Genomic DNA, 14,740 nt, shown 5'->3' with positions numbered 1-14,740 from the left:
CGCCGTTGAAGGCCGCGAGATCAACGCAGCCCTCCTCGACCGCACGCAGTTCGTCGGAGGCCTTCCAACGCAGGCCGAAAGCGTGCGCGACCTTGACCTGCGCCATCGCGTCGGAGATATGCTTCGCGGTGGCGAGCGCGTTCGATCCGGGCCGTTGCGTCACCACCATTGCGACGGCCGACTTCCGCAGCAGGATGAAGCTGCTTGTGGCGTAGGTGTAGGATGAGAAGACCTTCGACGCGTATCTGAAATCCCACCGGAGGTGGTTCGCCGAGACAGGATGCCCTACGCAAGGCTGAAGAACCCGACGGAGTGGACAGACCACGTCGCCTATCTTGCTACTTTGCGCTAACGTTCGTTAAGCCAGGCGTCAGCAAGGAGCCATCTATTCGCGACGCAAACATCAATACGGTCGGCCGATATGATGTGCAGGCGCCCGAATTGCGTGGTCCTTTCTCTGACATCCTCACCGCGATGCCCGTTACGAGCGACTGCCTGTGCGCCTTGAGTCCAGCGGGGGTTGCGCGATGCGCTTCCCGGCAGTGCGGAAGCGTATCGAGACTATGTTTCGGTGAGATACACCTGGTGCGTATCAACGTCTCCGTAGAACTGGATCGCGCCCCAAAAAAATGTCGCCACTGACATGAGTTCTCATCCAAGTCTAAATGTTTGGTCCCGGCATTTGCTGGAGCGCCTGCGCGATGTGGAACTCAAGGCCGGGAGCAAGGCTTTGCCCGGCCAAAAGGGGGCCGCGCACGCCTACAACATCAAGAGCCGCCGGGAAGAAGAGCGCCGCTGGGTGGAGCAGGCCGAGGGCGCCTATGCACGCTTCCTCGCCGGTTGGAACCCGCGAGGCCCGAGAAAGGCGCGCACGGATGCCGCAAACGAGGTGCGACGATAGAAGCTGCGCGGCAGGGCTCTCACCTCGGACCCTGCTCTTCGCCACGCGGTCGTCCGTGCGCGACAGGAGAATAGCGCAGATTTATCAAAAAGGCTCTTGTCGATCACATCAAGGGTCCATGGATGCTTTGGCTTTGTGGTTCGATGTTCGACATCGTTCTTGGCGCAGGTGTATTCGAAGGCATGAGCCCGGAATATCTCGCCATTTGCGATCGTTTCCTTGATGAGTGGAACGGCTGAACCGACAGCGCCTGGCGTGGTGAACTGATGCCGTTGTCGGTGAGGACGGTGTGAATCTAGTAGGGGACAGCCGCGATCAGGCGCAGCAGAAACTCCCTGGAAATGGCTGTCGCAGCCTTCTCGTGCAACTCGACGAAGGCGAACTTCGAGGTGCGGTCGATGGCGACGAACATGTGCAGCTTGCCCTGCTCGGTCCTGACCTCGGCAATGTCGATGTGGAAGTAGCCGATCGGGTAGCTCTTGAATTTCCTCTTTGCCGGTTTGTCACCCTCGACATCCGGCAGCCGGCCGATGCCATGGCGTTGCAGGCAGCGATGCAATGAAGACCGCGTCAGGTGCGGGGTGGGTCGCCTGAAGCGCATAGAGGCAGTCGTCGAGCGGCAGCAGCGCGTAGCGGCGGAAAGCGACAATGACTGCCTCCTCCTCAATCGAGAGCACCGTCGATCTCGGTTCCTTCGGACCAGTTGGCAGATCGGCGACCGAGGCGCGCCTCTTCCACTTCGCGACCGTCTTCTGGTTGATCCCGTAGCGCTTGGCCCGCGTCCTCAGGCTCTCTTGACTATGCTGTATCGCTCGACGGACCGCCTCTGTCGTTGTGGCGCTCCCATGCAGAACCTGGCCCATAGCGCATCCTTTGATTCGGAAGGTAAGGATGCCCCATCAAAGCCCGGGATCAAATATTTAGGACGTGACGCAGCGAGGTCGCGGCGATACTCCATTTATTATGTGGGAGAGGCTCGTCCCGACCGCAGCCTTCGCGCGATATAACCATGTTTTCTCCTCAGGACGGGAACCGTCGCGCAACGTTACGGTTCCCGTCATGCCGGAGACGAGCGGCATGCCGGGCGGCACCCTATCGATGGCGATTCTGACCGGGACACGTTGCGCCAGCCGTACCCACGTGTAGACGGGGTCAACATTGGGGAGCCCCTGAGCGCCGGCCGCCGCGTTGGACACGCTAACGCCTCGGGTGATCGTCGTCACATGGCCGATGAGCGGCGCAGAATAACCGATCAACGTGACGTCGGCGCGATCCCCGACGCACACCTGCGTCAACTTTGTCTCCTCGAAATAGCCGTCCACCCAGAAGCTATCGGTATCGACGATCGAAATGTTGCTAACCCCCTCGTGGGCGTAGTCGCCCACTCGTAGCAGAAGATTCGTGACATAGCCGTTTACCGGGCTACGAACCTCCGTTCGCTTCAGATTAATATCTGCCTGGGCGACCTGTTCGCGCGCCGCGTCGACCGCGGCTTTTGCCTGTCGGGCGCTGCCTTCGAATATCTGTTGCTGTTCTCGCGAGGTGGATAGTTCCGACAGCTGCTTCCGGCGTTCGGACTGCAACTTTTTCACGTAACTGTCGGCTTCCCTTTGCTCCAACAGCGCTTTGCTCAAGCGCAATGCAACGTCGAAATCAAAGGGCTCAATCTGATAGAGTACATCTCCCTTATGGACGAATTGATTGTCGGCGACTCGCAGCTGTGTAATCTGGCCAGACACTCGAGGTGCGACGCTTGCAACCTGGACACGTACGCGTCCGTCGCGGGTCCAGGGCGCAACGACATACTGGTCCCACACCACGAGTGAGATGAGCACAGCGACAAGAAAGATCGCCAAAGTCGCAAGTCTCCGCCACATCGACAATAGAACCTGCGCGAGGGCCGTTCGCCATTCAACGAGTGGTGTGGTGAACGCCGTGGAGGGTTTCTGCTCGCGTGATTGAGGCCGCTCGGATTTCGCACGCGCAACCGCGCGTAGCTCGACCGACACTTCATTCTCGGTCGATCCCGACAAGGAGGCCGACCCCAGTTCTTCTTGATCGATCACCTTGTCTTGAGTGGCGCCATGCATCAAATATTCCTCAGAAAAACAAGGCAATCAGGCCCAGAATTGTGACGTAGAGGCTGAGTTCGGCTATCGCAGCGTTGCTGAAGAGTCGCAAAAAGCCGACAAAACGTAAGAGCGGCCGGATAAGAAGCACGACGAATAGAGCCGCAGCCGCATAGGCCATAAATGGAGCGACCAAGACACCGCCAATGACCAATTCGCGGAAGCTGTGTGCCATCACGCCGCCTCGCCAAGATGAACACGTCGTCCAAACGCCGCCTCGATATGGTAGCTCGCGACCATCAGCGCGGCCCGGAGATCGGCCACAACATGATCCGACGGTGACGCTTTGCTTAACAGGTGGGCCGCCGCGCGAATTGCCCGCGGCTCGCGCTTCCTGAAAGCCGCGCGAACCTCCTCAACCAGTACAGCTAAAGGTCCGCCCGCGAGCATCTTCAGCTTGTCGTCGCACAACCGGATAATCGAAGATTGGTCAAAATGGGAAAGAACCTCGTCGACCGCTTCGGGGTTGTTCGAGGCGTTCGCTCCAGTGGACAGGATCTGACCAATCCTAACCGCGTCGCGAAACATCTCCTCCTCGGCCGCATGCCGCCGACCACGGGGCGGCGCGTGAGTAAAGTCGTCGCGAGACGACGATAAAATCCATCGTCTCCGCCGCTCTTGGGAGACTGGAGACACAAGAAATTGCGTCGCCAACAACAAGGCGGGTGCAACACAAGATATAAGGAAGTAAATAAGGTACGACTGTCCGTCATAGCTCTGCGGATTGGCCGGCGAGATTATTATCACGGCGTAGATAAGGATAAATCGACCGAGAGCTGACACTATGCGATTGGACGACGCTATCAGGAGTCCGCCCCCGATCACGAGGGGAGCAAGTCCGATTGCGAGCAACGGGAAGGCGTCAACGCCATCGAGGGCGACAAACTCAAGAACCCCAGCGAGAACACCGGCGATGGGCGCCGCGATCAGCGCCAGGGCGGTCGTCGCGCGCGAATTGGGCGTTATTGCTCCAAGCCCGACGAAGGCTCCGATGAGGGCAAGTGAAGTGTTCGCTGCGGGCCAGCCCGCATACACAAGGAATAACCCCGATAACGCAACCCAGATCGCTGCTCGAACACCGGCCTCAACAGCAGCTCGATGGGATCGATAGATCAGCCCGCGCCAATGCCATGGAGGACGTCCATCAGTGCGTAGGGCGACAAGGTTCTGTCTAACTTGCTCATCTCTTGCGAGTAATTCCTTGAGTGTCCAGGCCAGCGAGTCGGTCGGACCTGGGACCCCTTGCGGAGCGACACGCCACACGACCGTCGGCGGAGGGATCTCACTTTCGTTGCGCTCAAGCGCGCGTACAATCCTTACGGATGTCGCCTCATCGGCGGCGACCGGAAGCACATTGAGGCTACGCGCAGCATGAAGCTGCGCCACAAGCGCGGCGGCCGCGTTTTGGCCGGCTACGCTTCTGGCTTGGCCGCTGCTCGACTCAAAGGCCAGGCTGGAGGTTTCCGGGTGAAGCGAAGAAATTTCTGCAAGCAGAGCGGCGGATTCCATTGGCTGCGTGGTCTCACCAAGGATAGCCGATTTCGCGTACTTGCCGACCCGGCGACGGATGTCAGCCAGTTGCGTTGCGAGCCTCGTATGACGGTCGGGCGCCAATAGCAGATCATTGACAATCGCAAGTGCTGCAATTCCGATGAGGATTCCTGCACCTCTCATCATGCCCGTCTCGAACACGTGCCCCGGATTGTCGATTTCCTGGATCGAAGCAAACCCCACCGTGGCGCCAGAGAGGACCGCTGCGTAAGCACGATTGCCGTCGAGCAATCCTGCGGCATACACAGACAGACCTATCCAGCCAGCATAGCCAAACAGGAGAAGATCTCGCGTCTGGGAGAAAAGCCCTGTTATGGCAATGGAAGCCGCAACGCCGATGATCGTCGCCAGGACACGAAAGACTGCCTTATCGAGCGCCTGGCCGCGGGTTGGTTCGGCGATGATCGCAACCGTAATTATCGCCATCGACGGCATTTCGATCGAAAGCCAGAAGCTTACATACAAAGCCAGAATCGCCGCCAGCCAGGTCCGGATTGCGAAAGCCCAGGAAGTAAGGGGGAGACCCAACGGACGGAACGTCACTTGTTGTTTAGGCAGCGTCAAACAAATCTACTCCCCGATTTCCACTGCCCGCCTCGACGAAAGAAGAGGTAAGCGCTGTTGGTCGCTTCTGTAATGCAAGTTCTTCTTAGTTTCGGCAGCGACCTCGGGCATGCGCTCGTAACGCCGGCGTTCCTTCAGCGCCTGGCCCTGCGCCTCTTCCGTCATGTTCGCTTTCGCGATCGCCTCAGCCAGCTCTGCGACCTCCTGGGCCTTGCCATCGCCCTCCCCCAGCTCCCGCTGGATCGTCGGCATCTGCTCGTGAAGGACTGCCCTGCACTGTCTCTCGTCGAACGTCGCCTTGGTCTCGGGTGAGCTGCTGGCTGGTTCAGAGAGTTCGAGCGCGGCGGCGGTCAGGAATGGCGTGCCGGGAATGAAATCGAGTACCCGCATCCGCTGCGCGCCCTGGCAGACGACGTAGGACAGTGGTGCAGTCAGATCGTGCATCGACACGCGTTTCCTCAAATGTCCCGAACGGGCGTGCTGCGGGCCGCACGCCGCTGCGGTGGCAAGATAATTCCGCGGATCGGACCGCGAATCCACAATCCGTCGCCGTTCGTCCAGACACACGGCTCGCCCCGCTTGCCGCGACCGTATCCAGGACAAAACCGGCAATGAGCCGGTTTGAAATGCCCCTGGGCGACAACGCGCACAGCGCTGCTAGGCGACGATACCTCACGCCTATCGAAAGCATGTCCAAAGGGAATTTCTAATTTCGTTGGCTGCGTCCGATCCTGAGATCTACCGGGCGGGCGCGGCCGCCTCGACATTGAATGAAGCTATTGCGCCGAGCCACCGTGCCGCGGGCGGGCAACATAGGAGACCCCACATGAAATCACCGAAGACTGTCGGCCTGGCTGTCACCGTCTCGCTGGTCGCCGTCACCGTGGCGTGGCTCGCGTAGATGAGCGGAGCGGCTCCGGCCGGCCCGACCGCGAACGTGGAGGACACTGATGTGTCACTCGTCAAGCCGCTGCCCTGCACCAAGCAGTCCTGGAAGCGAGGTCACACTCTACCTTCGCTTTCGGAAACCAGCGATTGCCGCTGGCATTAGATGTCGAACGGGCTTTCGGTCCCCACAATATTTCCGCCCAAGAAACAAATGACCGAGGAGATAATTATCATGAAAGCAATCGTGGTGACGGACCAGGCTGCGGGAACGGCCGGGATGAAGCTGGTGGAGCGGCCCGAGCCGCCGGCAGCGATAAATGACGTCGTTGTTCAGGTTCATGCCTCGGGATTCACCTGGGATGAGCTGACGTGGCCCTCAACCTGGACCGATCGCCTCGGCCGTGACCGGACGCCGGTTATTCCCGGGCAAGAGCTGGCGGGAGTGGTCACCGCCCTTGGCTATGGCACGAGGGGGCTGTCAGTGGGACAGCGGGTGTTCGGCGTCACGGACTCGTATCGCGGCGGCACGCTGGCCGAGTATGTGGCCGTCGAGGCACGCAACCTCGCGCCGCTGCCGGGCGATGTCGACTTCACGGTGGGCGCGAGCGTGGCGATGCCGGGCCTGACAGCGTGGCAGGGACTGTTCGAGCACGGTCGCCTTCAGGCGGGGCAGAGCGTCCTCGTGCATGGCGCGGCCGGCGCAGTCGGTTCGATGGTGACCCAGCTCGCACGTGAGGCCAGTGGCTACGTCATTGGCACCGGACGCGCTGCCCACCGTCAGGCGGCGCTCGACTTCGGCGCGAAAGAGTTCGTCGACCTCGAGAACGACGTCCTGGAAGACGTCGGCGAAGTCGATCTGGTTTTCGATGTCCTCGGCGGCGACATCGCGAAGCGGTCCGCAGCCCTGATTCGAGCCGGAGGAACGCTGGTGACCATCGCCGGGCCGACCGAGGCGCGGCCCGCCGACGGCCTGGCGATCGACTTTGTTCTCGTGTCTGATCGTGCCCAACTGAGTGAGATCGTCCAGCGGGTGCGGGACGGACGACTGCGGACGAACATCGGCACCGTCTCGGCCCTCGACGATGCCGTCGGCGCCTTCAACGCGACCGAGCGACGCGCTGGGAAGACGATCATCCGCGTTCGTCCGTGAGCGACACGCGCCCATCGATGCAACATTTTCACCAAACAGACAAATGACCGAGGAGACAATTCCCATGAAAGCAATCGTTGTGACGGACCAGGCTTCGGGAACGGCCGGGATGAAGCTGGTGGAGCGGCTCGAGCCGCAGCCAGCGATAAACGACGTCGTCGTTCAGGTTCATGCGTCAGGGTTCGTCTCGACTGAGCTGACGTGGCCCTCGACCTGGACCGATCGTGTCGATCGTGAGCGGACGCCATCGATCCCTGGGCACGAGCTGGCCGGAGTGGTCACCGCCCTCGGCTATGGCACGACGGGTCTGTCAGTGGGACAGCGGGTGTTCGGCCTCGCGGACTGGTATCGCGACGGCACGCTCGCGGAGTATATAGCCATGGAGTCACGTAACCTCGCGCCGCTGCCGGGCGACGTCGACTTCACCGTGGGCGCGAGTCTGCCGATCTCGGGCCTGACAGCGTGGCAGGGACTGTTCCAGCACGGCCGCCTTCAGGCGGGGCAGAGCGTCCTCGCGCATGGTGCGGCCGGCGCAGTCGGGTCGATGGTGACGCAACTCGCACGAGAAGCCGGCGCCTACGTCATCGGCACCGGACGCGCTGCCGACCGTCAGAAGGCGCTCGACTTCGGCGCGAACGAGTTCGTCGACCTCGACAAGGACGCTCTGGAAGACGTCGGCGGCGTCGATCTGGTGTTCGATGTCATCGGCGGCGACATCCAGAAGCGGTCCGCAGCCCTGATTCGAGCCGGAGGAACACTGGTGACCGTCGTCGGGCCGCCCGACGCGCGGCCCGCCAATGGCCTGGCGATCGACTTCGTTGTCGAGGCCGATCGTGCCCAACTGAGTGAGATCGTCCAGCGAGTGCGGGACGGACGACTGCGGACGAACATCGGCACCGTCTCGGCCCTCGACGATGCCGTCGCCAGCTTCAACGCGACCGAGCGACGCGCGGGGAAGACTGTTATCCGCGTTCATCCGTGAGCGACACGCGCCCATGATGCACGCGGCTGGCCGGCTATCCAGATCGGCCGGCTGCGTCCTATCAGCCCCAGCCACAAATAGGCATGCATGGCTTTCACGTTAAAGATCAACGGCACACCTCATGAGGTCGATGTCGACGGCGACATCCCGCTGCTGTGGGTGCTGCGCGACGTGCTCGGTGTGACCGGGACCAAGTTCGGCTGCGGCCAGGGGCTGTGCGGCGCCTGCACCGTGCATGTCGACGGCCAGGCGGTCCGCTCCTGCCAGACGCCGGTCGACTCCGTCGGCGATAGTGCGATCATCACAATCGAGGCGATCGGTCAAGCGCCGCAGGGCGCGGCCTTGCAGAAGGCGTGGCTGGAGCTCGAGGTGGTGCAGTGCGGCTACTGCCAGTCCGGCCAGATCATGTCGGCGGCGGCGCTGCTGAAGGACACGCCGAAGCCGACGGATGACGACATCGACGCCGCCATGTCGGGCAATGTCTGCCGATGCGGCACGTATCAGCGCATCCGCGCTGCGATCAAGCACGCTGCGGGAGTTTGAGATCATGGATGGGCCTATTCTGAGAGGGCAGATCGCCGATGAAAAAGCGGTGTCGCGGCGCGCCTTTCTTCAGGGCACAGGTTTGCTGCTTGGTTTTGCGCTGACCGGTGCAAGCACGGAGTCCGTCTTCGCGGCGCCTGCTTCGCGGGTGGTCGAAAACGAGGTCACGGGTACTTTCGCGCCGAATGGATTTATACGGATTAATCCATCCGGCGCCGTGACCCTGGTGATGCCGATGGCGGAGATGGGGCAGGGGGTTTACACGTCGCTCTCGATGCTTCTCGCTGAAGAACTGGAAGTGGGGCTTGACCAGATTCAGGTTCAGCATGCGCCGGCAAATGATGCGCTTTACGCCAACTCGTTCCTGCACATTCAAACTACAGGTGCTTCCTCCTCTGTACGTGCCTTCTGGACGCCGCTGCGTCAGGCAGGGGCAGTAGGTCGTAATCTGCTGATTGCGGCTGCCGCCAAGCGGTGGAATGTCGATCCAGCAACTTGCCTTGCCAAGAACGGCGTCGTGTTCGATGCGTCAGGCTCGAAGCATCTGAGCTACGGCGAACTTGCGAAGGCTGCGGCGAAATTGCCTGTGCCGCCTGCAGCAAACGTCAAATTGAAAGAACCGAAGGATTTCACCCTGATCGGCACGCGTGCCAAGCGCGTGGATTCATCGATAAAGATCGATGGGCGCGTGCTCTATGGCATCGACGCGCGACTGCCGGGTATGAAGGTTGCGGCGGTTGCTATCTCGCCTGTGCTCGGTGGCAAGGCGAAAACGGTGGACGAGAAGGCCGCGCTGGCAGTGAAGGGCGTCCGGCAGGTGGTCAATATCGACGAAGCTGTTGCCGTGGTGGCGGATCACATGGGTGCGGCGAAGAAGGGGCTCGAGGCTGCCGCGATCGCGTGGGACGACGGACCGAATGGCAAGGTCAGCAAAGCCGATATTGTCAAGCAATTGGAGGAGGAATCCAAAAAGCCGGGCGTGGTTGCCCGTAACGACGGTGACGCGGGAAAGGCTCTCGCGGAAGCGGCGCAACGGCTTGACGCCATCTATCAGGTGCCTTTCCTAGCCCATGCGGCGATGGAGCCGATGAACTGCACCGTTCATCTGCAGAAGGATCGTTGCGACGTTTGGGTCGGGACGCAGGCGATGGCGCTCACGCAGTCTCTGGTGGTCGAACTCACCGGTCTGCCAAAGGATGCGATCAAAATTCACAATCATTTGATTGGTGGTGGCTTCGGCCGAAGGCTGGAGGCCGATGGCACGGTGCTGGCCGTCAAGATCGCCAAGCACGTCGATGGCCCAGTGAAGGTGATCTGGAGCCGCGAGGAAGACATCCAGCACGATATGTATCGGCCGTACTACTTCGATCGGCTGTCGGCCGGACTTGATGCGGACGGCAAGCCGGTTGCCTGGACGCACCGGATTGCCGGCTCCTCAATCGCCGCTCGCTATATTCCTTATTGGTTCAAGGACGGATTAGACCTCGATGCCGTAGAAGCGGCGGCCGAGCCGCCCTATGCGCTGCCCAATATCCACGTCGACTATGTCCGGGTCGAGCCCCCTGGTGTCCGGACGGCTTTCTGGCGCGGCGTCGGACCGACTCACAATGTTTTTGTGGTCGAAAGCTTCATGGATGAGCTCGCGCATGCAGCGAAGCAGGATCCCGTCGCTTATCGCAAAGCGCTGCTCAGACATAATCCGCGAGCGCTCGCTGTTCTGTCGCTTGCCGCGGAAAAAGCTGGGTGGGGATCACCACTTCCCGCACGGCATGGCCGCGGGATTTCCGTACAATTCGCATTCGGAAGTTACCTGTCGCAGGTCGCCGAGGTCGAAGTGGCAGCCAATGGCTCTGTCAAAGTCAAGCGGATCGTCTGTGCGGTTGATTGCGGCATGTACGTCAATCCCGATACGATCGAAGCGCAGGTTCAGGGTGGAACGCTTTTCGGGCTGACCGCTGCGCTCCATGGCTCGATCACCTTCAAGAATGGACGGGTCGAGCAGAGCAATTTCGACAGCTATCTGCCGATGCGTATCGACGAGGTGCCGGTGGTGGACACGCACTTGATTAAGAACGCAGAAGCACCAGGTGGCATTGGTGAAGCTCCCACAGCCATTGTCAGTGCGGCAGTGACCAATGCGATCTTCGCCGCCACCGGCAAGCGCCTGCGCAGCCTGCCGGTCGATACGGATTCGCTGAAGTCGTCGTCTTAGTCCTTGCCCGGAGCCGAGTCGCCCGAATGGGAAGACTCCGTGAAATGCACCATTCGAGGGCTTGGGCTCAGAAAGTGCGGCTCTGCGAGGGTTGTAGCAGGGAGTTTGTCCAGGAGTGCTAAATGGCCGACGGTGTGATCCGAGACATCCTGGAACGGTCGATAGATGAGTTGCCCGATGAGCTGCGCATCGTGTTCGTGGCCTGCGTTGTCGACGGCATGACGCCGGATCAATTTGCCGAGTTCTTTGCACTCACATCGGAGACTGTAGAGGCACGTCTGCACAACGCCCGAAGGTTGCTGGTTGAGGTGCTTATGCGCCAGTTCGGTCCCGCCTTCGGTGGCGTCTATCAGCTTGACGATTGCCGTTCCGAGCGCATTGCGAATGCGGTATGGACCGGCTTTTCCCTCGCGGGTGAAGCGCCGAAACATGAAAAGCGGCTAAGCCGCCGCGTCGATTCTGTCGTAAACCCATCGCGAGGACAGTTGGCTCGGAGACGGGACTGTTCAGGCAGCAAGGATTTCGAACTGCTCGGCGAGCATTGGTACCGGAGAGAAGGTGTACCTCGCTTGTCCTTTGGCCATTATGGGGTTCATCTCCTGCCGGTGACCATGCGCTTTCGCCTGGTGAACCTCTTCAGCAATAGCGGCGAGAACCGGACTGCCCAGCGGTGAATCATGGAATGGTCGACGCACGCGCTCGGCCATCATCTCCAGGTCGGGGAAGCTGAGATTTTAGGCCAGCTTACGCACAGCAGGATCACTGATCGGACGAAACGGCGGCCTGAAAACATGGAAGACTCCCGATCGCGAGGAGCGGCATCCATGTATCAGGCTTCGTTGACGTCGAGTTTGCGATAGAGCCATCACACACCTTCATGTTCATGGCCGTTCGGCAATTATCTGCCGCTATGGAACCATATATGCCCGCTATTGGAAAACCTCGTCCCGCTCGATCAGACCGCGGAGAAATTCGTCGAAGGGCTGAAGGGCGCGTCGACCGCGGCCGTGGTGCCGAAAGTCGGCGAGACGATCTCCATCTAGCGCGATTTATGCGCCATCCGGACATAGGCGAGTGGAAGTGGGCGCCAGCTTCCACCACAGCGCTCAGGGCGAACGAGATACGCTCGAGCGCACTCCTGTGCATCTGCGCGCGTTTCCTCCAATGGCCCAAACGGGAGTGCCGCAGGCCCACGCCGCCGCGGCGGAACGGAAAGTCCGCGGATCGCGCCGCGAATCCACAATCCGTCGCCGTTCGTCCAGACACGCGGCTCGCTCGGTTTGTCGCGGCAGACCATCGCTCACGGGCCTGCTAACTTTTTTGGCTGATGAGCGAGGGAGACAGAAGGTGGAAAGCGAAATCCGGGATAATCCGGCCATGAGCCGGTTTGAAATGCCCCTTGGCGACGGTGCGATCGCAGTCGCGTACTACAAGGTCGAAGACGGCCGGGTTGTCCTGCTCCACACCGAGGTGCCGCAAGAGCTGTCCGGCCTGGGATACGGATCGCGATTGGCGCAGGGCGTTTTCGAAGCCTTGCGACGCGATGGGAAAAGAGTGATCGCGAAGTGCCCGTTCATGTCTTCCTACGCCGCCCGGCACCCCGAGTACGGCGCGCTCCTCGATGGCTGACCGCAGACCGCGCCGGGCGCACGCGCGCACCACACTTTTAGGTGACGATACCCCATGACTATCGAATGCATGTCCAAAGGGAATTTCTAATTTCGTCGGCAGTGTCCGATCCTCGGGTCCGCTGGACCGGGCGAGCACGCGCGGCCGCCTCGATATTGACGGAAGCCATTGCGCCGAGCCGCCGTGCCGCGCCCGGGCAGCAAAGGAGACCTCCCATGAAATTATCGAGGACTGTCGGCCTGGCCATCGCCGTCTCGCTGGTCGCCGGCATCGTGGTGACGCTCGCTCAGATCAGCGGAGCGGCTCCGATCGACCCGACCGCGAACGTGGTGGACGCCGCCGGGCACCTGCGCGTGCCGGTAGACTATCGAACCCTTTACCAAGCGCTCGGGAGCTGGGCGATAGCCGCCGACAGCGGCCATGGCTCGAAGGAAATGCACGCCGTCTACGCATCCCCGGGGGCGATCGACGCCTACCGGAAGACGGGGCACTTCCCGGACGGCGCCGTTCTGGTGAAAGAGGTCTTCGCGACCTCGACAAACGAGATGACCACCGGCACGGTAAGCCACGCCGACAAGCTCAAGGGCTGGTTTGTCATGGTAAGAGACAGCAAGGGAACGCACCCCGGCAATCCGTTGTGGGGCGACGGGTGGGGATGGTCGTGGTTCGACGCGGATAAGCCGCTGAAGACCACCTCGACCGACTACCATTCCGATTGCCAGGGGTGCCACGTGCCCGCCAAGGCCACCGATTGGATTTACGTGAACGGATATCCCGTCCTGCGTCACTAGGCGGCCGCATGGGTAGGAGCTCTCTTCTTGCCGCGGTTTCGCGGAGGCCAATGTCGAGTCCGGCAGGCTGGTGCGGCAAGCTGGAAGATTGGAGGGCTTATTGTGACCATTCGTTTCGGTTAACGACCTTTCGGGTCCGACCGAGGTTCAGAGTACAAACGAGCGCAAGGAGGTTGGCGTGTCCTTATCGGTTTATGACATCACAGTTCCTGTCATGGTACATGGACTGAACGTGATGGACGACTATCTCGACCACGCCCAAGCGCTCGAGCGGACCAAGGGGTTTGAGCCTGGGAGGATCCTTGGCGAGCGGCTCGCGCCCGACATGCTGACTTTCGGAGAACAGTTCTCCGTAAGCTGCAACAAGGTCGACGCGCACATGGCGAAGTTGATGCAGCACGACCCGCTAGCACCCCGCAACACCCCGATGATGTATCCGGCATTGAAGGGACGGCTCCTCGAGACTCGCGGTTTCCTGCAAAACGTGCAGCCGGACGAGATTGCCGGCGCGCAGTCCCACACATACGAACTGACGCCGCCTATCGTGCGCGGGTGGTTCGGCGGCGACGACTACATCCGGCACCTGGTGCTGCCCGACTTCTTCTTCCACATCTCGATTGCGCACGCGATCCTCCGGCACCTCGGAGCGGCGATCGGGAAGCGCGACTACCTCGGCAACCTCACTCAGCAGAGCGGCGGTGACTACTCGTGAGACGAGAGTGCGGTACACGGCACGTGCCGAGGCTTTCAAGGCAGGAAAACAAGTTTAAGGGATGTCCATTGTGAGCGAGTTGCGAGAGGTCATCGGCGCCCTGCAAAGCGAAGTTGAATTCGAGGCAGCTGTAAGTGAGCTGGGAGCAGCGGGGATCGACCGCTCCCGTATAGGCTTCCTGGCGCAGGAGGAGATTGCGGTGTCCTGCGCCGGGGCCGTCGGCTGCGACATCAAGCAGCTCCCTCGTGTCGAGATCGGCATGAGCGACGACCGGCAGCAGGTCCGCACCCTTGCTACCTCGCTCGCGGCCACGGTCGCCTCGTTCGCCGGCGCCGGTGCCGCTCTGGCCGCAACGGGTGGAGCGGCTGCGCCAGCCCTGCTGGCCGCATTGGCCTCCGGGGGTAGCGTCGGAGGGCTGGCCGCCTTGTTCGGCCAGCGCCATGAAGCTCACGTCCACGAGTGGGCCGAGAGCCAGGTCCTCAATGGTGGCATCGTGTTGATCGTCCACCCTGCCAGTGCAGAGCAGTTCGAGGCCGCCACCGCCATCATGCGCCGGCACTGCGGAGCCGACATCTTCGCGTCGCCATCGCCTGGCGCGGAAGCGAGATCATGAAACTCTTGGTGTCGTTCCAGCAGGTGTGAGAGCTGCGGCGAGACACCTTTTCAGATCGTCCTCATCCACTGGCTT

At 61.2% G+C, this 14,740-nt stretch carries 14 protein-coding genes and 2 pseudogenes; 10 read left to right on the top strand and 6 right to left on the bottom strand.

Annotated features, from left to right (window positions below):
• Window positions 1-682: 682 nt before the first annotated feature.
• On the top strand, window positions 683-901 hold the full coding sequence (locus NKI67_RS33090) for a hypothetical protein (RefSeq protein WP_352649013.1): 219 nt from the start codon (window positions 683-685) through the stop codon (window positions 899-901).
• Between the two features lie 298 nt (window positions 902-1,199).
• On the opposite strand, the pseudogene NKI67_RS33085 reads toward NKI67_RS33090, so the two are convergent.
• The 5 genes and pseudogenes from NKI67_RS33085 to NKI67_RS33065 all read right to left on the bottom strand — a co-directional run.
• Window positions 1,200-1,764, bottom strand: a pseudogene (locus NKI67_RS33085) (transposase family protein); the annotation flags it as partial.
• 57 nt (window positions 1,765-1,821) lie between these two features.
• Entirely contained in the window at window positions 1,822-2,778 is a 957-nt protein-coding gene (locus NKI67_RS33080) for an HlyD family secretion protein (protein ID WP_352649011.1), read from the bottom strand.
• A 223-nt stretch (window positions 2,779-3,001) separates the two neighbouring features.
• Entirely contained in the window at window positions 3,002-3,205 is a 204-nt protein-coding gene (locus tag NKI67_RS33075; RefSeq protein ID WP_352649007.1) for a DUF1656 domain-containing protein, read from the bottom strand.
• Window positions 3,205-5,145 (bottom strand): FUSC family protein, encoded by a 1,941-nt coding sequence (locus NKI67_RS33070; protein WP_352649005.1) that lies wholly within the window; start codon window positions 5,143-5,145, stop codon window positions 3,205-3,207. Before NKI67_RS33070 ends, NKI67_RS33075 begins: the two co-directional genes overlap by 1 nt.
• A gap of 6 nt (window positions 5,146-5,151) precedes the next feature.
• Window positions 5,152-5,589 carry a hypothetical protein gene (locus NKI67_RS33065; RefSeq protein ID WP_352649003.1) on the bottom strand — a complete coding sequence of 146 codons (438 nt, stop codon included), beginning with the start codon at window positions 5,587-5,589 and terminating at the stop codon, window positions 5,152-5,154.
• 676 nt (window positions 5,590-6,265) lie between these two features.
• Between NKI67_RS33065 and NKI67_RS33060 the strand changes: the two genes are divergently transcribed.
• The 5 genes from NKI67_RS33060 (at window position 6,266) to NKI67_RS34005 (ending at window position 11,594) form a co-directional block, all read left to right on the top strand.
• Window positions 6,266-7,183, top strand: a complete 918-nt coding sequence (locus NKI67_RS33060; protein ID WP_352649001.1) for an NADP-dependent oxidoreductase — start codon at window positions 6,266-6,268, stop codon at window positions 7,181-7,183.
• Window positions 7,184-7,247: 64 nt separating this feature from the next.
• On the top strand, window positions 7,248-8,165 hold the full coding sequence (locus NKI67_RS33055; RefSeq protein ID WP_352648999.1) for an NADP-dependent oxidoreductase: 918 nt from the start codon (window positions 7,248-7,250) through the stop codon (window positions 8,163-8,165).
• An 87-nt stretch (window positions 8,166-8,252) separates the two neighbouring features.
• On the top strand, window positions 8,253-8,708 hold the full coding sequence (locus NKI67_RS33050; protein WP_352648997.1) for a (2Fe-2S)-binding protein: 456 nt from the start codon (window positions 8,253-8,255) through the stop codon (window positions 8,706-8,708).
• A 4-nt stretch (window positions 8,709-8,712) separates the two neighbouring features.
• Window positions 8,713-10,920, top strand: coding sequence for a xanthine dehydrogenase family protein molybdopterin-binding subunit (locus tag NKI67_RS33045; protein ID WP_352649009.1), 2,208 nt, complete (start codon window positions 8,713-8,715; stop codon window positions 10,918-10,920).
• Between the two features lie 122 nt (window positions 10,921-11,042).
• Window positions 11,043-11,594: a sigma factor-like helix-turn-helix DNA-binding protein gene (locus NKI67_RS34005; protein ID WP_502909383.1), complete on the top strand. Its 552-nt coding sequence runs from the start codon at window positions 11,043-11,045 to the stop codon at window positions 11,592-11,594.
• Here the strand turns inward: NKI67_RS34005 and NKI67_RS33035 are convergent.
• A pseudogene (locus NKI67_RS33035) lies at window positions 11,519-11,713 on the bottom strand (IS6 family transposase); the annotation flags it as partial. The gene NKI67_RS34005 and the pseudogene NKI67_RS33035 sit on opposite strands and share 76 nt — an antisense overlap.
• Before the next feature lie 554 nt (window positions 11,714-12,267).
• Between NKI67_RS33035 and NKI67_RS33030 the strand changes: the two are divergent.
• From NKI67_RS33030 to NKI67_RS33015, 4 genes are all read left to right on the top strand, one after another.
• Complete coding sequence (locus tag NKI67_RS33030; RefSeq protein WP_352648995.1) at window positions 12,268-12,549, top strand: GNAT family N-acetyltransferase; 282 nt, start codon at window positions 12,268-12,270, stop codon at window positions 12,547-12,549.
• A 215-nt stretch (window positions 12,550-12,764) separates the two neighbouring features.
• Window positions 12,765-13,340 carry a cytochrome P460 family protein gene (locus NKI67_RS33025; RefSeq protein WP_352648994.1) on the top strand — a complete coding sequence of 192 codons (576 nt, stop codon included), beginning with the start codon at window positions 12,765-12,767 and terminating at the stop codon, window positions 13,338-13,340.
• Between the two features lie 178 nt (window positions 13,341-13,518).
• A complete protein-coding gene (locus NKI67_RS33020; RefSeq protein ID WP_352648992.1) occupies window positions 13,519-14,052 on the top strand; it encodes a DUF1993 domain-containing protein in 534 nt (177 codons plus the stop codon).
• A 70-nt stretch (window positions 14,053-14,122) separates the two neighbouring features.
• Window positions 14,123-14,665, top strand: coding sequence for a hypothetical protein (locus NKI67_RS33015; RefSeq protein ID WP_352648990.1), 543 nt, complete (start codon window positions 14,123-14,125; stop codon window positions 14,663-14,665).
• Window positions 14,666-14,740: the final 75 nt, after the last annotated feature.

The organism is Mesorhizobium sp. M0408 (assembly GCF_040321495.1).
Taxonomy (GTDB): domain Bacteria; phylum Pseudomonadota; class Alphaproteobacteria; order Rhizobiales; family Rhizobiaceae; genus Mesorhizobium.
This window is presented reverse-complemented; position numbering and strand designations above follow the sequence as displayed.